Origin of the sequence: Streptomyces sp. M-16 (assembly GCF_052114405.1) — a bacterium.
Lineage (GTDB): Bacteria > Actinomycetota > Actinomycetes > Streptomycetales > Streptomycetaceae > Streptomyces.
The window spans coordinates 81923-101688 of the sequence record NZ_JBFRER010000010.1; the positions used below are offsets into that span (position 1 = coordinate 81923).

Consider the following 19766-nt stretch of genomic DNA (forward strand, 5'->3'; position numbering starts at 1 on the left):
GGGGTTCCTAGCGAGCAGCCCGCGGGCTGAGGAAGGCGAGACGGGCGGGCTTGGCCGGCAGGTGGACCTCGGGGAGGTCGATCTCCGGGAGCTCCACCTCCGGACCGAGCACGAAGCCGGAGCGCTCCAGCAGGGAGATGGCCTTGGCGTTGCGGGCGTCCGGCTCGGCGACCACCCGGCGGGCGCCCGTGTCGGAGAACAGGTAGGCGATGAAGGTCGTGATCAGGGTTCCCGTGAAGCCGTGCCGGGCCGTGCCGCCGTTCGGCCCGATCAGCAGGTGCACGCCGACGTCCCCGGGCCGGACCTCGTAGCACTCGCTGACCCGGTCCTCGGCGCAGTCGTACGTCTGGAACAGCGCCACCGGCTCCCCGTCGAGGCCGACGATGAAGGCGTGGTGCGTGGTGCGGCGGTCGACGTCCTCGTAGATCTCCTGGACCAGCTCGCGGTCGGCCCCGCCCATGCCCCAGAAGCGGGCGCGCTCCTCTGTGACCCAGCTGTGGATCAGCGCGGAATCGGCGGCGGGGTCGACGGGGGTGATGGTGACCGTCCCGAAGCCCTCGACGGGGTGGGTGTGGACGGGGGTGCGGGTGGAAGCGGTGGTCATGCGGACTCTTCCTTGGTGAGCAGGGCCCAGTCGGTGACGACGGGGACGAGGGCGCAGTCGGCCCAGAGCGGGAGCTGGTCGCGGTGGTGGGGGGAGCCGGTGACGCCGTCCGCGCCCAGCGGGACTGCCCAGAGGCTGTTCCGGCGGTCGGCCAGGTCCCAGACGTAGCGGGCGGCCGAGGCGCGGGCGGTGCGGTCGGTGAACCCGGGGACGGAGGAGGTGGCGTTGACGCAGTCGTGGTCACCGCCGAGGCCGGGCCACTGTGCCTGCGGGTCGGGGACCGCCTGCCACGGGGCGAGGACGTGCACCCGGGACCAGGGGGCGTCGGGGAGGTCCGCGGCGGCCGTCTCCTCCAGGGCGGCCCGGACGTGCGCCGCCCGGTCCAGGGCGGGCAGGAGGGAGGTGGTGAGCAGGCCTTCCAGGGCGTAGCCGACGCGCGGGACCAGGTACAGCCACGGGTGGAACACGTCGGGGCCGGCCGGGGCCCCGGCCAGGCCCTCGAAGACCGGGTCCGCCGCGAGGCGGCGTACGGTCGCCGTGCGCAGGGCCGAGAAGACGGTGGCGTCGGTGCTGTCGGCCTCCATGTGCCGGTCCCACGCGAGCAGTCGGGCCCGGAGCTCGTCGGCGGCGGGGGAGAGGCCGTCGAGCGCGGGAAGCAGGTCGAGCAGGGGCGCCGCCGACGCGAGGTGCGTGTCCCCGTGTACGTCGGCCATGGCGCCGGGCGTCCAGTCCGCCGAGCCGCTGAGCAGCGCGCGGATGCGGTTGGCGCGGTGCGGGGGCGCGAACTCCACGCCGAGGGGGGAGGCGATGCCGCGCGCGTTCGCCATGACGGCGAAGCCCTGCACCGGCTCGGCGGGGGTGGGCGTCCAGCCCCGCCAGGCGTGCCGCGGCTCCCAGGCGGGCACCGGGCGGAGCCGGTTGGCGGGGTCGCGCAGCGGGACGGCACCCGCGACGCGGTGCAGGAGGCCGCCCTCCGTGTCGGCGGCGTGGACGACGTTGACGGGCTCGGCCCAGCCGTCGAGGGCACGGTCGACGTCGGCGACGGTGCGGGCGCGGAGCAGCGCGGGGAGGGCGGCGAAGCCGAGGTCCGCGCGGACGCGGGGCGGGTAGCGGAGGGAGAGGGTCTGGGGGGCGCCGGCGGTGTCCGGGGTGTCTGCGGCGTCGGCGGGGCCGGTGGTGTCGGCGGTGTCCGGGGCGTCCGGGCGGATGATCACCGGGCCGCGGCGGGTCTCCAGGACCTCGACCTCCACGTCCGGTCCCCCGGCCACGGTGACCGTCTCCGTGTGCCGGGCCACCGGCTCCCAGGTGCCGTCCGGGCCCAGGGCCTCCACCCCGACCCCGTCGGCCGCGGTCCTGAGCCGCTCGACGTAGAGGTCCTGGTAGTCGGCCATGGCGTTGGTGATCGCCCAGGCGACGCCGCCCGTGTGTCCGAAGTGGCCGAGCCCGGGGACGCCGGGGACCGCCAGGCCGAGGACGTCGTACTCGGGGCAGGCCAGGCGTATCTGCTGGTAGACGCCGGGGTCCTCGATGAACCGGTGCGGGTCGCCGGCGATGATCGCGGCGCCGGTGGCGGTCCGCCCGCCCGGGACCAGCCACCCGTTGCTGCCCGCGGTGCCCGGTCCGTCCGTCGCGAAGAGGGTGGTGGCCCCGTGGCCCAGGACGCGGGCCACGCGCTCGCGCCAGAGCTTGGTGGCGAAGCCCGCGAAGAGGATGTGGGTGCCGATCCAGATCGAGAGCGGGACCCAGGGCTCCCAGGGGGTGGGGGTGTGGCCGGTGCGCGCGAACCGGTCGTCGCGGGCGGCGCCTTCGGCGAGGCCGGCGTTGACCCCGTCGACGTAGGCGCGCACCCAGGCCGCGGTGTCGGGGTCGAGGGCCTCGTGGCAGCGTCGGGCGGTGTCGTCGAGGCGGGCCTGGCGGGCGAAGCGGTCCCAGGCGACGCACTCGGGCCCGAGGAACGCGGCGCTGGAGCCCTGGGCGCGGTGCCGCTCGACCTCCAGCTGCCAGGCCCGGTCCACGGCCGTGACGCGGCCCTGGGCGAAGGAGAGCCGGAGGGGGTCGGACGCGTGGAGGTGGGGGATGCCCCAGCTGTCGCGGTAGACCTCGTAGGCCTCGGTAGTCACACTGCTCACACTCTTCCCCAAGCGTCTTAGGTTAGGCTGCCCTAACTATAAGGGTGTGGGGGGGGAGGAGGACATGGCGGTCGGCAAGGGTTCGGGAGGGGTCATGGTCCTCAAGCACATGAGGGGCAGGACTTCACCTTCACAGTGACCGGGGCGGAGGAGGTCGCCGAGCACGTCCGCCGGGTCCACTTCACCGGCGGCCGTCGGGGGCTCCGCGCACCCCACGACGTGCGTCCGCGCCTGGTTCGGGGGCGGCGGCAGGCCGCACCAGCGGGCCTGAACCCTGGGCGACCCCGATCCGGCCGCCGGGAGCTCCGCCTTGAGTTCGCCCTGCACGACGGTCTCGCCGGCCGGTGGGCGCGCGGGACCCGGCCCGGTGGCACCCTCGAAGCCACCGTCCAGGCGCGGGCTTCGACGCACCGGTCCCCGCTCCGGAGCGGCTGCTCACGATCGGGGACCCGGCCTCCCGGCCGGCGGGCAACTCCCTGCTGGACGCGTACCCGCGGACCCCGGCCGCCGTCCGGTTCGAGACGCGGCACCCGTCGGACGCGGAGCCGCCCGTACGGGCCGGCGCGGCCCCACGGGACGTCCGGCGGGTGCCGCGCGCCGGCCCGGCCCGGGGCGGCCGGGTCCGGGCCGAGCTGCCGGAGTCGCTCGGTTCGGACCCGGCGCCGGTGTACGTCAGGCCGGCCTGCGGCACCACCACCATCCGCGCCCTGACGGCGTACCCGCGCAAGCACCTCGCCCTGCTGAAGCGCCGCGTGCAGGGACTGGGCTACTGGCGTCCGGCCTGAGCGCCCGCGCCCCGGGCGTTCACGTCCCCGGCGTTCACGCCCCGACGGTGCCGTCGATGGCTTCGCGGAGGAAGTCCGCGTGGCCGTTGTGGCGGGCGTACTCGTGGATCATGTGCAGCATCACCAGCCGGAGCGAGGCGTCCGCCTCCCACTTCGCGACGTGCACCGTCACGTCCAGGGACGCGGCGGCGGCCTCGACGGCGCGGGAGTGCTCGACCTCCGCCTCCCACGCGGCGAACGCCTCGGCGCGGGTCGAGCCGGAGGCGTCGTAGGCGGCCTGGAAGTCGTGCTCCTCGGACCACAGGTGCGGGACGACCGCCCCGCCGATCGTGCGGCGGAACCACTGCCGCTCCACCTCCGCCATGTGCCGGACGAGACCGAGCAGCGAAAGGGTGGACGGCGGGGAGGCCGGGCGGCGCAGCTCCTCGTCCGTGAGGCCCTCGCACTTCCAGGCGAGGGTGGCCCGGTGGAAGTCGAGGTACGCGCGCAGCGTCTCGCGTTCGTTGCCGGTCAGGGGAGGTCCTATGCGTTCCATGCGCCCGATCCTGCCCCCTCGGCCCCACCGGGGAAAGGGAGTTCCGGCCATGTGCGTCCGTCGTGGGCCCCGGCCGGGACGGTCCGGGACCTCCGCGACGCTTCCCCACCGTCACCCCGGTCCCCCGTCAGCGCCGCCGGATGTACGGGGTCGTCACGCCCAGGACCCCGAAGCCCAGCCGCTCCAGGATCGGGCGGCTGTCGTCCGAGGCGTCCACCTGGAGGTACGGGATGCCGCGGGCCGCCGCGACGCGGGCGCGGTGGGCCACCAACAGGCGGTAGATGCCCCGCCCGCGCCACTGCGGGTCGGTCCCGCCGCCCCACAGGCCGGCGAAGGAGCAGCCGGGCCGCATCTCCATGCGGGCCGCGCTGACCGGAACGTCGCCGGCCATCGCGAGGACGGCCTCGATCGTGTCCGGCTCGTCCCGCAGCAGACTCAGCATCTGCTCCCGGATCCGCGGCCGCTCCCTACCGAAGGCCCGCCGGTGGACCTCCATCATCAGGTCCACACCGGCCTCGTCCGTGACCACGCGCAGGGTGATCCCCTCCGGCGGATCCACCGACAGCGCGGCGAGCTCGGCGGACCGGCCCACCAGCAGGGTCTCCGGCGGTTCCGGCACGAACCCCGCCGCCCGCAGCCGCTCCCCCAGGTCGGCGGGCCGGTCGTGGGAGTAGAGCTTCCACTCGAACTCCTCGTCGCCCCCGGCGTCGGCGTGCGCCCCGAAGTGCGCCACCTGCGCCGCGATCTCCGCGTCCGCCGTGTCCGCGTCGAGGTCCGACCACAGCACGCCGTTCCAGCCGAGCCCCGGCACGGTCTGCCGGACGACCGCCCCCACCCGTTCCACCCGCGCGTTCGCGGCGTCGGGCACGGCGTCGCGCCGCATCTGCGCGTCGTACCGGTCGCGCACCTTCAGCAGTTCGTCACGATCCATCGTCATCGGGCCAGCTCACCAGCTGTCGGCCCGCTTCCACAACTGCAATAGCCTCGGCCCGTGAACGACGAATCCACGATCTACACCGGCAAGGCCGCGCCCGACGCCGCCGCCGACCGGGGCTGGCTCCTCGGTCACTTCAAGGAGCACGGCGACCCCCGCCACAGCGAGGACGTCGAGATCAAGTGGGGCGTCCACCCCGAGGGCGAGGAACGCGCCCGGTGGGTCACCGGTGAACACCGCACCGCGCTCCAGGTCCTCATCAGCGGCCGGTTCCGGCTGGAGTTCCCGGGCCGGACCGTGGTCCTCGCCGAGCAGGGGGACTACGTGCTCTGGGGGCGCGGGGTCGACCACTCCTGGTACGCCGAGGAGGACACGGTGGTCCTCACCGTGCGCTGGCCCTCCGTCCCCGGCTACCGCGCCGACCCGCCTTCCGTCCCGCCCACCCCCTGACCGAGGTCCCCGTCCTCGTGCGGGCCTGTGACGATGCACACGAACTGCGCCAACGATCACCGAACGCTGAGATCGTGGCGTTTTGAGGTGTAAAAGCCACCCCGCCTTTTCATAAATTCAGCAGTTCACGAGTTCAAGCGTTCTTTGCGTCGGGCCGCCTCCCGCTGAAGATCCGAACCACCAGGGAGCACGTCCGTTGGCAGCAATCGCACGGTGGTGCATGCGGCACCGACTGGTCACCGTCCTGATCTGGCTGCTCGCCCTCGGCGCCACCGCCGCCGCGGCCGGCGCGGCCGGAACCGCGTTCTCCAACGACTACGAGGTTCCCGGCACGGAGTCGGCGAAGGCCAACGCCCTCCTGCGGGAGGGTTTCCACGGCCAGGGCGGCGACACCGACACCATCGTGTGGCGGACCCCGGACCACCAGAACGCGCGGACCCCGGACGTCGAACGGCGCATGAACCGGGCCCTGGACGCCGTCGCCGCCCTGCCCGGCGTCGGATCGGTCGTCGGACCCTACGGGCCGGGCCCCGCCGGAGCCGCGCAGATCAGCCCCGACGGCCGCACCGCCTACGCCGTCGTCACCTTCGACCGGCCGGCCGACTCCGTACCCCGCTCCCAGGCCAAGGCGGTCGTGGACACGGTCCGCGACCCGGCCACCCGGGCCGACGGACTCCAGGTCGAACTCGGCGGCCGCGCGATAGGGCTGACCGAGGCGCCCGGCGCCCACCTCGCCGAGGCCATCGGCGTCGTCATCGCCGCCGTGGTCCTCTTCCTCGCCTTCGGCTCCCTGGCCGCGAGCCTGCTGCCCATCGCGACCGCCCTGGTGAGCGTCGGCAGCGCCTACTTCGGGATCACTCTCCTCGGGCACGCCATGCCCGTCGCCGACTTCGCGCCGATGCTGGGCACGCTCGTCGGCCTCGGCGTGGGCATCGACTACGCCCTGTTCATCGTCACGCGGCACCGCAAGGGGCTGGCCCGTGGGCTCACCGTCGCCGAGGCCGCCGAGAACGCCGTCGCCACCACGGGCCGCGCCGTCGTCTTCGCCGGGGCCACCGTCTGCATAGCTCTGCTCGGCATGCTGGTGCTGCGGCTGAACTTCCTCGACGGCGTCGCGCTGGCCGCCTCCCTCACCGTGGTCCTCACGGTGGCGGCCTCCGTCACCCTGCTGCCCGCCCTCCTCTCGTACATCGGCCCCCGGGCCCTCTCGCGCCGCGAACGCCGCAAGCTCGCCGCCGACGGCCCCCGCCCGGAGTCGCCCACCGGATTCGCCGCCCGCTGGTCCGCCTTCGTGGAGCGCCACCCCAAGCCGCTCGGCCTGCTCGCCACGCTGGTCATGCTGGTGCTGGCGCTGCCCACCCTCTCGCTCCACCTCGGCACCTCCGACCAGGGCAACAATCCGGCCGGATCCACCACCCGCAAGGCGTACGACCTGCTGGCCGAGGGGTTCGGGCCCGGCACGAACGGCCCGCTCGCGGTCGTCGCCCGCCTCGACGGGGCCGGCGACCACGTCGCCGTCGACCGGCTGACCGAGGCCCTGCGCGCCACCGGGAACGTCGCCTCCGCCGGTCCCGCCGTCTTCAACCGCAGCGGCGACACCGCCGTCCTGACGGTCGTACCTCGGTCCGCGCCGCAGTCCAGGGCCACGAGCGAGCTGGTCGACACCCTGCGCCGGGACGTCATCCCGCGCGCCGGGCAGGGCAGCACCATGGAGGCCCACGTCGGAGGGGTGACGGCCGGCTACGACGACTTCGCGGAGGTGATCGTCGGGAAGCTGCCCCTCTTCGTCGGGGTGGTCATCACCCTGGGCTGCCTGCTCCTGCTGCTGGCCTTCCGTTCCCTCGGCATCCCGCTCAAGGCGGCCGCCATGAACGTCGCGGCCGTCGCCTCCTCCTTCGGCGTGGTCGTCGTGATCTTCCAATGGGGCTGGGGGAGCGAGCTGCTGGGCCTCGGCAGCGCCGGCCCGATCGAGCCCTTCCTCCCGGTGATCATGGTGTCCGTGCTGTTCGGGCTCTCCATGGACTACCAGGTGTTCCTGGTCAGCCGGATGTACGAGGAATGGCTGGAGACCGGTGACAACCGACGGGCCGTCCGGGTGGGACTCGCCGAGACCAGCCGGGTGATCAACTCCGCGGCCGTCATCATGATCTCCGTCTTCCTGGCGTTCGTGCTCAGCGGCGACCGCCTCATCGCGATGTTCGGCATCGCCCTCGCCGCCGCCGTGGCGCTCGACGCCTTCGTCCTGCGCACCCTGCTCGTCCCCGCCCTCATGCACCTGCTCGGCGGGGCGAACTGGTGGATACCCCGCTGGCTGGACCGCCGGCTGCCCCGCATCAGCATCGAACCCCCGGAGTGCCGCCCCCGTGCGACACTTCCGACGCAGCGGCCGGACGCGGACCACGCGCCCTCGGCCCCCCTGTCCCGCTGACCGGTTACGAGCCGCAAGGAAGCACGCATGTTCGCGATAGACCTCGCCGACGACGCCCAGCTGTTCCCGCTGGAGATCTGGCATGCCGAGGAGTTCCTGGCCCACATCGACCGCGGCCGCGAGTTCATCGGCCGGTACGTCGGCTTCCCGGACCGCGCCACCGACCTCGAATCCGCCCGCCGCCTGCTCGGCTCGAACGCGGAGTCCGCGGCCGCCGAYGGACGCCGCCTGTACGGCATCCGCGTGGACGGCACCCTCGTCGGCGGGGTCCTCTTCCCGAACTTCGACGCCGCCTCCGGCAACTGCGAGGTCGGCTGCTGGATGGAGCCCGCCGGGGCCGGCCGCGGTCTGGTCACCAAGGCCTGCCGGGTCCTGATCGACTGGGCCGTGCGGGAGCGCGGCATGCACCGCGTGGAGTGGCACGTCGCCTCCGGCAACAAGAAGAGCATCGCGGTCGCCGAGCGCCTCGGCATGACCCGCGAGGGCGTCATGCGGCAGAGCCACCTCCACCGCGGGGTCCGGCAGGACATCGAGGTCTGGTCGCTCCTGGCCCACGAATGGACCGGTACCCCCGCGGTGTAGCCACCGGGGTTGCGGGCGTCTCACCGAGCCCGCGGCCCGCCGGCCGCCCCACCCCGTGAGCCCTCTCAGGAACCTCTCAGAAACGCCGCCTACGGTGCCCGCCATGGACACCACGAAGACCCTCGCCCCGACCGTCGCCGAGACGGACGCCGCCGAGGAGCAGGCGGCGCCGGACACCGCGGCCGCCACCACCGCGGCCGACGAGGCCGCCCCCGCCGACGCGACCACCGGGTCCGCCGCACGGGACGCCGCCGAGGGCGAAGCCGCGACCGCTGCCGAGGCCCCCGGGGACGCGGACGAGGAGTTCGACGAGGACGGGGCGGACCGGGAGGACGGGGAGGACTCCGGGCACGGCTCCGGAGTCGGCGCCGCGGCCTCCGCCATCGTCGCCGCCGGCCTCGGGCTCGTCGCCCTCAGCGGCAGCTGGGTGTCGCGCGTGATCGCCGAACGCCAGACGCTCATCGGCCAGATCGAGTCGGTCAACGCGACCACCGCCAAGGAGAAGATCGCCGCCCTGTACGGCGATGCCTGGCACATGACCGCCCTCGTCAACGGTGTCCTGTCCACCCTCGCCCTCCTCCTCGCCGCCTTCGTCCTCGCCCGCCCCGCCTTCGGCACCCCCGGCCGGGTGCTGCCGGTGTGGGTCCGCTCCGTCTCCTGGGCCGCCGTCGCCCTCGGCGTCCTCGGCGTCCTGGTCTTCGGCCTCATGTACTTCGACCTCCTCGTGGCCCTCCCGACGGCCGCCCAGTAGGCACCGCCTTACGCCCGCTCCACTCCCTCTCAGGCCGGACCTAAGTCCCTCCGGGGATCCTGGGTCCGGTACTAAGGCCCCCCGCACCGCAGAGATGCGGCATGAGCCCCATGCGGCGGACCCCTCTGGGAAGCGAATCTTGGATCACACCGAACGAGGTGCCGGAGAAACGCGACAAGGGAGTACGAGATGTTCGAGTACGAGATGGCCACCGCCCGCCGCGCCGACCTCATCCGCGAGGCCGACCGCTTCCGGATGGTCCAGCTGGCCAAGCAGGCCGACCGCGCCTCTCGCGGCCAGGAATCCGAAAGGTCGGCGAGGGTACACCGCAGCCTCTTCACCCGCGCCGCGTAAACAGCGTCGCGGAACAGGCGAGCTGACGCGTGATGAGAAGCGCAGCGATAAGCAGTGCCGCCGACCCGCACCTCTGTGCGATCCTCGGCGGTGTGGAAACCAGATCCGTCAGCCCGGTGTTCGTCGGCCGAGCCGACGAACTGGCCGCACTCGTAGACGCCCTGACCCGCGCCGCCGAACAGGAGCCGCAGGCCCTGCTCATCGGCGGAGAGGCCGGGGTCGGCAAGACCCGGCTGACCGAGGAGTTCCTCGGTGAGGCCGCCCGCCGCGGAGCCGTGGTGGCGGTCGGAGGCTGTGTGGAGATCGGGGCGGAGGGACTTCCCTTCGCCCCGTTTTCGACTGCCCTGCGCACCCTGCTCCGCCAGCTGCCCGACGAACTCGCCGCCGCGGCCGCCGGCCAGGAGGACGAACTCGCCCGGATCCTCCCCGAACTCGGCGAGACCCCCCGCGGCCCGCACGACGAGGAGAGCACCGCCCGGCTCTTCGAGCTGACGGCCAGGATGCTGGAACGCCTCGCCGCCCACCGCACCGTCGTCCTCGTCCTGGAAGACCTCCACTGGGCCGACACCTCCACCCGGCACCTGCTCGCCTACCTCCTGCGCACCCTCGGCAGCGGCCGCCTCGTCCTCGTCGCCACCTACCGGGCCGACGACATCCACCGCCGCCACCCGCTGCGCCCCCTCCTCGCCGAACTCGACCGGCTGCGCACCGTCCAGCGCATCGAACTGCGCCGCTTCAACCGGGCCGAGGTCCGCCGCCAGCTCGCCGGGATCCTCGCCACCCAGCCCGAAGAGAGCTTCGTGGACTCCGTCTTCGACCGCTCCGACGGCAACGCCTTCTTCGTCGAGGAACTCGTCGCCTCCCGCGAGAGCGGCTGCCGCACCGGGCTCACCGAATCCCTGCGCGACCTGCTGCTCGTCCGCGTCGAAGTCCTCCCCGACGCCGCCCAGCGCGTGGTGCGCGTCGTCGCCGAGGGCGGCTCCACCGTCGAGTACGCCCTGCTGCGCGCCGTGGTCCAGCTCGGCGAGGACGAACTGATCGAGGCCCTGCGGGCGGCCGTCGGCGCCAACATCCTCCTCGCCACCTCCGACGGCGACGGCTACCGCTTCCGCCACTCCCTCGTCCGCGAGGCCGTCAGCGACGACCTGCTCCCCGGTGAGCGCGCCCGCGTCAACCGGCGCTACGCCGAGGCCATGGAGGCCGATGAGAGCCTGGTGCGCGCCGAGGAGCGGGTCATCCGGCTGGCCAACTACTGGTACGCGGCGAACAGCCCGGCCAAGGCCCTGCCCGCCGTCCTCGCCGCCTCCGTCGCCGCCCGCCGCCGGCACGCCTACTCCGAGCAGCTCAGCCTGCTGGAGCGAGCCATGGAACTGTGGGAAAGCACCCCCGAAGAGGTCCGGGAGGAACTGCGCCCCGCGGACTACACCGACGTGTACCCGCCCTGCGGCTGCGACCCGGAGACCACCCCGCTCCAGCGCCTCGACCTGTTCGCCGAGGCCACCGTCGCCGCCCGGTTCGGCGGCGAACGCGAACGCGCCCTGAAACTCGTCAAGCTCGCCCTGCGGATCCTCGACGAGGACGGCTCCGACCCGCTGCGGGCCGCCTGGTTCTGGACCGAGCGCTCCCGGCTGGTGGCCAACCTCGCCCGGGGCGACGGCTGGGAGGAGATCGCCAGGGCGCAGGAACTGGTCAAGGGGCTGCCCCCGTCCCAGGTGCACGCCGACGTCCTGGTCCGCGCCGCCGGCTGGGGCATGCTCCACAACCCCGGCCCCGCCAACCTCGCCGCCGCCGAACGCGCCGTCGAGTACGCGCGGATGGTCGGGGCCGAGGAGACCGAGCTCAACGCACGGATCACCCACGGCAGCCTGCTCGCCGACTCCGGCGACCCGGACGCCGGACTCGCCGAGATCCACGAAGTCCTGCTCCGTGCCTCGGAACTCGGATTCACCCTGCTCGCAGGTCGTGCTCACATCAACCTCAGCTCTCAACTCGAAGGACTCGGCCGGTCCCGGGAAGCGGTGGAACTGGCCGAACAAGGGATCCGGCTCGTCGCCAAATCCCGGCTCCTGGACACCGAAGCCTGGCTCCGCGGCAACATGGCGGAGAGCCTGTACAGCCTCGGTCGCTGGGACGAGGCCGCCACGGAGGCCCGCCGCACCCTGCGCGACGGCCAGGGCGCACCCCCGCGCGGCACCGCCGCCGCACACCTGGTCCACCTGGCCCTGGCCCGCGGCGAACTGACCGAGGCCGCCCACCAGCTGGCCGCCGCCCACACCCACTTCGGCACCCACGACGCCCAGCCCCAGCACCGGCTGCCGCTCTACCGGCTGGCGATCGGCATCGCCGAGGGCGAAGGCCGGATCGCCGACGTCCGCGCCGAGACCGCCGAGGCCGTCGCCCTCGGGTTCGCGCTCGGCCAGCACCGCTACGCCTGGCCGCTGCTGCTGGCCTCCGCCTCCGCGGAGGCCGACGCCCGCGGCCTGCCCGCCGCCGACGAGGGCCGTGAGGCGGCCCTGACGACGCTCCGCGCCGGAGCCAAGGGCCTGCCCACGCCGGCACCCGTGTGGGCCGCCCACGCGGAGTACCTGCGGGCCGAACTGCTCCGCGCCGAGGACCGCGACACCCTCGCCGACTGGACCGCGGTCGAGGCCGCCGTCCGCCCGCTCCAGCGCCCCTACCTGCTGGCCCGGGCCCGCCACCGCCTCGCCGAGGCGATGCTGGCCTGCGGCACCGACCGGGAGGAGGCCGCCGACCTGCTGCGCGACGCCCACGCTGCCGCCGACCGGCTCGGCGCCCGCCGCCTCCGCGAGGAGCTGGCCCTGCTCGCCCAGCGTGCCCGGCTCCCGCTGACCACCGACGACACCGGCCCGCACCGGCCCGACCGCGACACCGCCGACCCCCTGGAGGCGCTGGGCCTGACCAGCCGCGAGCGCGACGTCCTGCGCCTGGTCGCCACGGGGAGCACCAACCGGCAGATCGCCGAGGAACTCTTCATCTCCCCGAAGACGGCCAGCGTGCACGTCTCGAACATCCTGGCCAAGCTGGGCGTCGCCGGCCGGGGCGAGGCCGCCGCACTCGCCCACAGGCTGCGCCTGTTCACCTCCGTGGAGCCGGTGCCCGCCACCTCGGCGGGCCGCGGCTAGGGCGCGTCCGCGTCCACCTCCGGCCCGTCCTCCCGCGGACGTATGAGCACCCGGCCGGAGTCGAGGTCTATCGGGCCCCGTCCCGGATCGCCGTCACCGACGTCGGTCCGGGACAGCTCCAGTCGTTCACGCTCCTCCTGCGCATGCCGAGAACCCGGGTTGAAGAGCTCCTGGATCGCGTTGAACACCGTGCCCACCGTGCCTTTCCGCCCCCTTCCGGGGGCACTGGGTCACCGCACCGTCAGGGTCAGGATCCTGTCGTCGCCCGCTTCCGGCGACCCGCGCCCGTCCGTCTCGCTCGTGACCAGCAGCAAGCGGTCTCCGCCGAGGGACACCACCGTCCGCAGCCGCCCGTACTTCCCCTGGAGGAAGGCCTCCGGCTCCGCCACGGGCACGGCACCCTTCAGGGGGATCCGCCACAGCCGCTCGCCCTTCAGCGCGGCCATCCACACCGAGCCCTGCGCCCAGGCGATCCCGCTCGGCGAAGCCTCGTCCGGCTTCCACACCGCCACCGGATCCCGGAACCCCGCCCGGCCCGCCTTCCCCTCCACCTCCGGCCAGCCGTAGTTGCCGCCCGGCTCGATCAGGTTCAGCTCGTCCCAGTTGTTCTGGCCGAACTCGGCCGCCCAGAGCCGTTTGTCCTTGTCCCAGGCGAGGCCCTGCACATTGCGGTGCCCGTAGGAGTACACGACGGAATCGGCCTCCGGATTGCCGTGCACCGGCTGTCCGTCCGGGGTCATCCGCAGGATCTTGCCGCCCAGCGACTTCCTGTCCTGGGCCAGCGCCGTGTCCCCGGTCTCGCCGGTCCCCGCGTAGAGCATCCGGTCCGGCCCGAAGGCGATCCGGCCGCCGTTGTGGACGACGCCCCTGGGGATGCCCCGCAGCACCGTGTCGGGTGCGCCCAGCTGCTGCCCCGCCTGCCTCTGCTCGTCGTACCGCATCCGGGCGATGCGGTTGTCGGACTCGGTCGTGAAGTACGCGTACACCAGCCGGTCCGAGGCGAACGTGGGGGACAGGGCCAGGCCCAGCAGCCCACCCTCCCCGCCCGGCGCGACCCCGGGCACCCTCCCGATCTGCGTCACCGCCCCCGTGTCCGTCCGGACCCGGCTGATGGTGCCCTTGTCACGGGAGGCGACCAGCAGGTCCCCGCCCGGCAGCGGGGCCACGCCCCAGGGGGACTCCAGGCCCTTGGCCACCTCCCCCGACACCGTCACCGAGCCCCGGGCGGGAGGTGCCCCCGGGTCCTGAGCCGTCCCCGAAGGCCCCGGCGAGGCCGTCCCCGGCGGCGACCCGGGTGGGGAGCCGCCCGCCCCCGTCGGCACACCGCCGGAGGAGGAGCAGCCGGCCGTCAGCAGGACCCCGCACCCCGCCAGCGCGAGCGCCACCGGCACGCCCCGCCGGCGCGGTCCCGATCCGGCGCGGCGCCCCGCACCGGCGCCCCGCGCCCAACCGGCCCCCGACCCCCCGATCCCGCCGTCCGAGGTTCCGTACGCCGAGGTCCCGTACGCCCCGCTCCCGTACGCCCCGCTCCCGTCCCGCCGGTTCCGTCCGTATCGCATGGTCCCGCTCCCTTCCGGTGCGCCGATCCCGCCTTCCATCCCTCTCAACAGGTCCGGCGCATCCGGAAGTTCCACCGCTCGTACACCCGATCGAGTGGTTGTGCGGGATCAGGCCGGGCCGTCCGATCGGCCCGCGCCCCCGCCTCACTCCCAGGCACCCACCGCCGCCGGCAGCGCAGCGATCTCGGCCAGTTCCCCGGCCGTCAGCCGCACCTCCGCCGCCCGGGCGTTCTCCGCGGCCCAGCGCGCCCGCTCCGCCCCCGGCACCGGCACCACGTGCGGCCCCTGCGCCAGCACCCACGCCAGCGCCACCTGCGCCGGCGTGACCTCCGGCCCGTGCCGCAGCGCCACCCGCCGCAGCGCCGCCACCAGCACCTGGTTCGAGGCCATGGCGTGCGCCGTGAACCGGGGATGCCGCGCCCGCACGTCCGCGTCCTCGAACCCCTGCCCGGGCGTCAGCGTCCCCGTCAGGAACCCGCTCCCCAGCGGCATCGCCGCCAGCATCCCCACGCCCCGCGCCGCGCACCACGGCAACAGCTGCCACGCGGCCTCCGGCGACCACACCGACAGCTCCGCCTGCACCGCGGTCACCGGGAACACCTGCTGGACCCGCTCCAACTGCCGCACCGTCGACCGGTAGCCCCGGTCCCCGCGCCGGCCGGCCCCCGGCCCGGCCCCCGCGCCCAGCGCGCAGAACCCGAGCGCCCGCACCTTCCCCGCGCCGACCAGCTCCGCCATGGCGCCCCAGGTCTCCTCCACCGGCACGTCCGGATCCACCCGGTGCAACTGGTACAGGTCTATGACGTCGGTCCGCAGCCGCCGCAGCGAGGCGTCGCACGCCCGGCGCACGTACCCCGGCCGCCCGTCGGCCACCACGTGCTGCTCACCGGCGCGCAGCCCCACCTTGGCGGACACGAAGGCCTCGGCCCGCCGCTCCCGCAGCACCCGTCCCACCACCAGCTCATTGGTGAACGGCCCGTACAGGTCAGCCGTGTCCAGGAGGTTGGCCCCCAGGTCCAGCGCCGTGTGCACCGTCCGCAGCGACTCCTCGCCCCGGCGTCGTGAAGGCGCGTAGGCCCAGCTCATCGGCATGCACCCGAGCCCGATGGCTCCGACCGTCAGCGGCCCGGCCCCGATCGCCCTGCGCTCCACCCCTGCGTCCCCCTCCCGGTACGGACCTCAAAGTAACGGCTTGATCCAGTTCCCTTCGCATAGCCTCGTGATCATGACTGCTGCGACCGGGGACGTCTGGCTCCCCTTCCCCGCCGAGGAGATCGAGGGTCTCCCCACCTCCTTCCGCTACCGACGGTGGGACGGTGAGGAATCGTTCCCGGCCGACCCCGCCGACTGTGTCTTCTACGTCACGCCGTACATGAAGTCCCAAGCCGTCACCCTGCGCCCACTCGCCGGAATGTCCGCCCTGAGGGTCGTCCAGACGCTCACCGCGGGCATCGACCACCTCGCCGGCGGCCTCGACGGCCTGCCCTCCGGAGTCCGGGTCTGCAACGCCCGCGGCGTCCACGAGGCGAGCACCGCGGAGCTCGCCCTCACCCTGACCCTCGCTTCCCTGCGCGGCATCCCCGGCATGGTGCGCGGCCAGGACCGCGAGGAATGGCACGGCGGCTTCTACGGGGCCCTCGCCGACAAGGCCGTCCTGATCGTCGGCTACGGGTCGATCGGCGCGGCCGTCGAGGACCGGCTGATCCCCTTCGAATGCGGGTCCGTCACCCGTGTGGCCCGCTCCGCCCGCGACGCTCCGCACGGCCCGGTACACGCCCTCGCCGACCTGCCCCGCCTGCTGCCGGACGCGGACGTGGTGATCCTCTGCACCCCGCTGACCGAGGACACCCGGGGCCTGGCCGGCGCGGGCTTCCTCGCCCGGATGAAGGACGGGGCCCTGCTCGTGAACGTCGCGCGCGGCCCCGTCGTCGACACCGAGGCCCTCCTGGCGGAACTGCGACCCGGCCGGCTGCGCGCCGCGCTCGACGTCACGGACCCCGAACCGCTGCCGCCGGGCCACCCGCTCTGGCACGCCCCGAACGTCCTGATCACCCCGCACGTGGGCGGCAGCAGCTCGGCGTTCGAACCCAGGGCGAAGCGGCTGGTCGCCCGCCAGCTCACCCGCTTCGCCGCCGGGGAGCCCGTGGACAACACCGTCCTGGTCACGGACTAGATCACGCCGCACACGGTCCGGAACCACCCGTATGCGCGGGGTGTCCACAACGCTCCTGGTGGTGACGGAGAGTAGAGAGCCTATGTCGCTGAGTGACGAAAGTGGTGTATCGTCCGGAACCAGGGGCTGCGCCACGTACGTCTGGCGCTGGGGAGTGATCGGACACTTTGGGGGGCGACGGGCGATGCACGGCCAATGGGCGAAGGATCCGATGCGGCAGAGCCGCCGGAGGCGACGATGGGGCGCGCCGGAACCAGCCGGCGAGGGGGACCGGTGAACCCCCCGGGGGCGGCGCTGCTGACCCGGCCGCCCGTGGCGGGCGGCGGCGGGGGCCTGGCGGCGCAGCTCCTCCTCGCGGTGGTCAGTGGCGGGTACGCCGTGGGAGCCGCCCTCGGCTGGGGGTCCGAAGAACTCGCCAAGGTCATGGGCGACTTCGGCCTCAGTACCGCCGGGTTACTGGCCGCCGTCTCCTGCTACCACTACGCCAGGACGATCGACCGGCGTGAGCGCCCTGCCTGGCTGATGTTCGCGTTCTCCTCGCTCATGGGGGCCCTCGGGAACGCCGTCTGGGGCTGGTACGAGGTCATCCTCGGCCAGAAGGTCCCCGAGCCCTCGCTCGCCGACTTCGCCTTCCTCTGCTTCGCCCCGCCGGCCATCGTGGGCCTGCTCGTCCTCGCCAAACGCCCCGTCACCCGGGCCGGCTGGGTCTGCCTCGGACTCGACTCCTGGCTCATCGGCGGCTCGCTCCTGACCCTCTCGTGGAGCCTGGCCCTCGCCAACGCCGCGCGCACCGTCCAGTCCGGAGCGCCCGGCAGCGTCCCGCGCGCCGCGCTCTCGCTCGCGTACCCGCTCCTGGACATCGCGCTCGTCTCGATGGTCCTGGTCCTGCACTTCCGCCGCTCCGCGAACAACCGCTCCGCCGTCAACACGGCCATCGCGGCGCTCGCCCTGACCGTCCTGAGCGACGCGCTGTTCACCTCGCCGCTGCTGAACACCACCTACCGCTCCGGCGAGATCCTCGACGCCGGCTGGTTCGCCGGCTCCCTGCTGCTCGCCTACGCGCCCTGGGGCGCCCGTCGGCCCGACGGCGTCGACCGGCCCGTGCCCCAGCGCGCCGAACGGCCCCACAGCCGTCCCATCACCGGCTCGCTGCCCGCCCTGACCCCGTACCTCGCCGCCGCCGTCTGCACCCTCGGGATCCTCTACAACGTCGTCGACGGCCGGAAGGTCGACCGGATGGTCGTCTTCACCGGCTGCACCGTGGTCCTCGCCCTCGTCATCCGCCAGGGCATCATGCTCCTCGACAACATCGCGCTCACGCAGGAGCTGGCCCAGAAGGAGAACCACTTCCGCTCCCTGGTCCAGGGCTCCAGCGACGTCATCATGATCGCCGCGCCCACCGGGACCCTGCGCTACGTCAGCCCCGCCGCGGCCGGGGTCTACGGCCGCGAGGCGGAGGAGCTGATCGGCAGCGAGCTGGCCAGCCTGATCCATCCCGACGACCTCGGACGCGTGGTCCACGAGGTGCGCCGCTTCCTGGCCGCACCGCCCGCCGAGGAGCCCACGACCCGCATCGAGTGCCGGTTCGAATCGGGCAGCGGCGAATGGCTCAACGTGGAGTCCACCGTCAACCGGCACCAGGGCGGGCTCATCCTCAACAGCCGGGACGTCACCGAGAGGGTCCGCCTCCAGGCCCAGCTCCAGCACAGCGCCGAACACGACCCCCTGACCGACCTGCCCAACCGGGCCCTGTTCACCCGCCGGGTCCGCCAGGCGCTCACCGGCCGCCGCGCCGGGGACCACAGCACCGCCGTGCTCTTCATCGACCTCGACGGCTTCAAGGCGGTCAACGACACCATCGGCCACCAGGCCGGCGACGAGCTGCTCGTCGAGGCCGCCCACCGCCTCCAGGACGCCGTCCGGGCGGGGGACACCGCAGCCCGGCTCGGCGGGGACGAGTTCGCCGCCCTGATCCTCGGCGACGGCAGCCGCGACCGCAGCGCCCGCGAGTACCAGGTGCACGAGATCGCCGAGCGGCTGCGCAGCACCCTCTCCCAGCCCTACCGCATCGCGGGCAGCGAGGTCAGGGTCGCCGCCAGCATCGGCGTGGCCTTCGCCGACCCCGGCATCACCCCTTCGGACCTGATGCGCAACGCAGATCTGGCGATGTACCGGGCCAAGGCCGGCGGCAAGGACCGCGTCGAGCTGTACGCCCCCCAGATGCAGGCCGAGGTCGTCCGCAAGGCCGAGCTGGCGGGCCGGCTGCGCACCGCGCTCCACGAGGGCGAGTTCGCCCTGTTGCACCAGCCCGTGGTCTCGCTGGCCACCGGTGAGGTCACTGCGGTGGCCGCCCAGGCCCGCTGGCGGTCCTCTCAGGGGATCCTCTTCACGCCGGCCGAATTCCTCCGGGCGGCCGAGCACGGTGAGGCGGGGGCCGCCGGGCAGGACGCCGCGCGCACCGCCGAACTGGGCCGCTGGCTGCTGGAAGAGGCCGTCGAGCGGGCCGCCGAGCGCCACCGGGCGGGACAGGACGTACCAGTGGCGGTACGGATGACCGCGCAACGGCTGCTCGACCGGGCCCTGCCCCGCGGTTCCGTGGAGGCGCTGCTGGCCCGGCACGGCCTGCCCTCGGGGGCGTTGGTGCTGGAACTGGCCGCCTCCGACCCCAGAGTGCCCTTCGACGAGCTGGAGCGCCGCCTGACGGCCCTGCACCGGCTCGGCGTCCGGATCGCCCTCGACGGCTTCGGCAGCGGCTATGCGGCCATCAGCGCCCTCCGCAGGCTTCCCGTGGACCTCCTCAAGCTGGACCGGGGACTGGTCGAGGGGGTGGTCGAGTCCGCCCGGCTGCACAAGATCACCGCAGGATTGTTGCGTATCGCAAATGACCTGGGCATGCAGTCCGTGGCGGACGGGCTGGACCTGCCCGAGCAGGTGCTGGCCCTGCGGGCCATGGGGTGCACCCACGGCCAGGGAGCGGCCTTCTCCGGACCACTCGACGAATACAGGCTGCGGCGCGCGCTCGTGAGGGGTACGTTCCCAGTACCGGGCGGTACGGCCCAGCCGGCCTTGGCCGGTGGCTCGTCCGGTGGTTCGATGGTCATCCGTAGAGGCTCAAATAATGAGACGCCCGTCCCACCCGCTTGACATCGACCTCCCGCCGGAGGGAGGGTCAGTGCCATGCGCACCCGAATTCTCGTACTTGGAAAGCGCGTCGGCTGAAGCTGGGACCACCATGTCCCCGCTCAACGCTACCGACGCGCTCCCCTCGCTTGCCACCAGGCACGAGGGGTTTTTTGTTGCACTGGCACACGCCCCCGGTCCTGATCCGGGGGATCCCCG

General features: G+C 73.7%; 16 protein-coding genes. 9 read left to right on the forward strand and 7 right to left on the reverse strand.

Annotated features, from left to right (window positions below; genetic code table 11):
- Positions 1-7: 7 nt before the first annotated feature.
- Entirely contained in the window at positions 8-604 is a 597-nt protein-coding gene (locus tag AB4039_RS07670) for a GNAT family N-acetyltransferase (RefSeq protein ID WP_266842465.1), read from the reverse strand.
- Positions 601-2733 carry a penicillin acylase family protein gene (locus AB4039_RS07675; protein ID WP_442270336.1) on the reverse strand — a complete coding sequence of 711 codons (2133 nt, stop codon included), beginning with the start codon at positions 2731-2733 and terminating at the stop codon, positions 601-603. The genes AB4039_RS07670 and AB4039_RS07675 overlap by 4 nt, the downstream gene beginning before the upstream one ends.
- 344 nt (positions 2734-3077) lie before the next feature.
- Here AB4039_RS07675 and AB4039_RS07680 point away from each other — a divergent pair, with 344 nt between their 5' ends.
- Complete coding sequence (locus tag AB4039_RS07680) at positions 3078-3518, forward strand: SIP domain-containing protein (RefSeq protein WP_442270337.1); 441 nt, start codon at positions 3078-3080, stop codon at positions 3516-3518.
- A gap of 34 nt (positions 3519-3552) precedes the next feature.
- On the opposite strand, the gene AB4039_RS07685 is transcribed toward AB4039_RS07680, so the two are convergent.
- Together AB4039_RS07685 and AB4039_RS07690 are read right to left on the reverse strand one after the other, a co-directional pair.
- The gene (locus AB4039_RS07685) at positions 3553-4053 is read right to left on the reverse strand and encodes a DinB family protein (RefSeq protein ID WP_266842466.1); all 501 of its coding nucleotides are present in this window, start codon (positions 4051-4053) and stop codon (positions 3553-3555) included.
- Between the two features lie 127 nt (positions 4054-4180).
- Positions 4181-4984 (reverse strand): GNAT family N-acetyltransferase, encoded by an 804-nt coding sequence (locus AB4039_RS07690; protein ID WP_442270348.1) that lies wholly within the window; start codon positions 4982-4984, stop codon positions 4181-4183.
- Between the two features lie 60 nt (positions 4985-5044).
- On the opposite strand from AB4039_RS07690, the gene AB4039_RS07695 reads away from it, so the two are divergent.
- The 6 genes from AB4039_RS07695 to AB4039_RS07720 all read left to right on the forward strand — a co-directional run bounded on the left by AB4039_RS07695 (position 5045) and on the right by AB4039_RS07720 (position 12695).
- Complete coding sequence (locus AB4039_RS07695; protein ID WP_442270338.1) at positions 5045-5437, forward strand: signal peptidase I; 393 nt, start codon at positions 5045-5047, stop codon at positions 5435-5437.
- A gap of 196 nt (positions 5438-5633) precedes the next feature.
- On the forward strand, positions 5634-7865 hold the full coding sequence (locus AB4039_RS07700) for an MMPL family transporter (protein ID WP_442270339.1): 2232 nt from the start codon (positions 5634-5636) through the stop codon (positions 7863-7865).
- A gap of 27 nt (positions 7866-7892) precedes the next feature.
- Positions 7893-8447 carry a GNAT family N-acetyltransferase gene (locus tag AB4039_RS07705; RefSeq protein ID WP_266842472.1) on the forward strand — a complete coding sequence of 185 codons (555 nt, stop codon included), beginning with the start codon at positions 7893-7895 and terminating at the stop codon, positions 8445-8447.
- A 103-nt stretch (positions 8448-8550) separates the two neighbouring features.
- Positions 8551-9198 carry a hypothetical protein gene (locus tag AB4039_RS07710; protein WP_266842474.1) on the forward strand — a complete coding sequence of 216 codons (648 nt, stop codon included), beginning with the start codon at positions 8551-8553 and terminating at the stop codon, positions 9196-9198.
- 189 nt (positions 9199-9387) lie between these two features.
- Positions 9388-9552, forward strand: coding sequence for a hypothetical protein (locus AB4039_RS07715; RefSeq protein ID WP_266842475.1), 165 nt, complete (start codon positions 9388-9390; stop codon positions 9550-9552).
- A gap of 32 nt (positions 9553-9584) precedes the next feature.
- Positions 9585-12695 carry a helix-turn-helix transcriptional regulator gene (locus AB4039_RS07720; RefSeq protein ID WP_442270340.1) on the forward strand — a complete coding sequence of 1037 codons (3111 nt, stop codon included), beginning with the start codon at positions 9585-9587 and terminating at the stop codon, positions 12693-12695.
- On the opposite strand, the gene AB4039_RS07725 is transcribed toward AB4039_RS07720, so the two are convergent.
- The 3 genes from AB4039_RS07725 to AB4039_RS07735 all read right to left on the reverse strand — a co-directional run bounded on the left by AB4039_RS07725 (position 12692) and on the right by AB4039_RS07735 (position 15406).
- Complete coding sequence (locus AB4039_RS07725) at positions 12692-12883, reverse strand: DUF6191 domain-containing protein (RefSeq protein ID WP_266844059.1); 192 nt, start codon at positions 12881-12883, stop codon at positions 12692-12694. The genes AB4039_RS07720 and AB4039_RS07725 overlap by 4 nt on opposite strands.
- A gap of 42 nt (positions 12884-12925) precedes the next feature.
- Positions 12926-14254, reverse strand: coding sequence for a PQQ-dependent sugar dehydrogenase (locus AB4039_RS07730; protein ID WP_442270341.1), 1329 nt, complete (start codon positions 14252-14254; stop codon positions 12926-12928).
- A gap of 144 nt (positions 14255-14398) precedes the next feature.
- Positions 14399-15406 carry an aldo/keto reductase gene (locus tag AB4039_RS07735; protein WP_266842477.1) on the reverse strand — a complete coding sequence of 336 codons (1008 nt, stop codon included), beginning with the start codon at positions 15404-15406 and terminating at the stop codon, positions 14399-14401.
- Positions 15407-15479: 73 nt separating this feature from the next.
- Between AB4039_RS07735 and AB4039_RS07740 the strand changes: the two genes are divergently transcribed.
- Positions 15480-16427: a 2-hydroxyacid dehydrogenase gene (locus tag AB4039_RS07740; RefSeq protein ID WP_266842478.1), complete on the forward strand. Its 948-nt coding sequence runs from the start codon at positions 15480-15482 to the stop codon at positions 16425-16427.
- A gap of 237 nt (positions 16428-16664) precedes the next feature.
- A complete protein-coding gene (locus AB4039_RS07745) occupies positions 16665-19571 on the forward strand; it encodes a putative bifunctional diguanylate cyclase/phosphodiesterase (RefSeq protein WP_442270342.1) in 2907 nt (968 codons plus the stop codon).
- Positions 19572-19766: the final 195 nt, after the last annotated feature.

Excerpts from the sequence above, each read along its gene's own strand:
- AB4039_RS07740 (WP_266842478.1), top strand. The coding sequence starts at position 15,480 with ATGACTGCTGCGACCGGGGACGTCTGGCTCCCCTTCCCCGCCGAGGAG.
- AB4039_RS07730 (WP_442270341.1), bottom strand. The coding sequence starts at position 14,254 with ATGCGATACGGACGGAACCGGCGGGACGGGAGCGGGGCGTACGGGAGC.
- AB4039_RS07690 (WP_442270348.1), bottom strand. The coding sequence starts at position 4,984 with ATGGATCGTGACGAACTGCTGAAGGTGCGCGACCGGTACGACGCGCAG.
- AB4039_RS07710 (WP_266842474.1), top strand. The coding sequence starts at position 8,551 with ATGGACACCACGAAGACCCTCGCCCCGACCGTCGCCGAGACGGACGCC.
- AB4039_RS07745 (WP_442270342.1), top strand. The coding sequence starts at position 16,665 with ATGGGGCGCGCCGGAACCAGCCGGCGAGGGGGACCGGTGAACCCCCCG.
- AB4039_RS07670 (WP_266842465.1), bottom strand. The coding sequence starts at position 604 with ATGACCACCGCTTCCACCCGCACCCCCGTCCACACCCACCCCGTCGAG.
- AB4039_RS07720 (WP_442270340.1), top strand. The coding sequence starts at position 9,585 with ATGAGAAGCGCAGCGATAAGCAGTGCCGCCGACCCGCACCTCTGTGCG.
- AB4039_RS07685 (WP_266842466.1), bottom strand. The coding sequence starts at position 4,053 with ATGGAACGCATAGGACCTCCCCTGACCGGCAACGAACGCGAGACGCTG.
- AB4039_RS07715 (WP_266842475.1), top strand. The coding sequence starts at position 9,388 with ATGTTCGAGTACGAGATGGCCACCGCCCGCCGCGCCGACCTCATCCGC.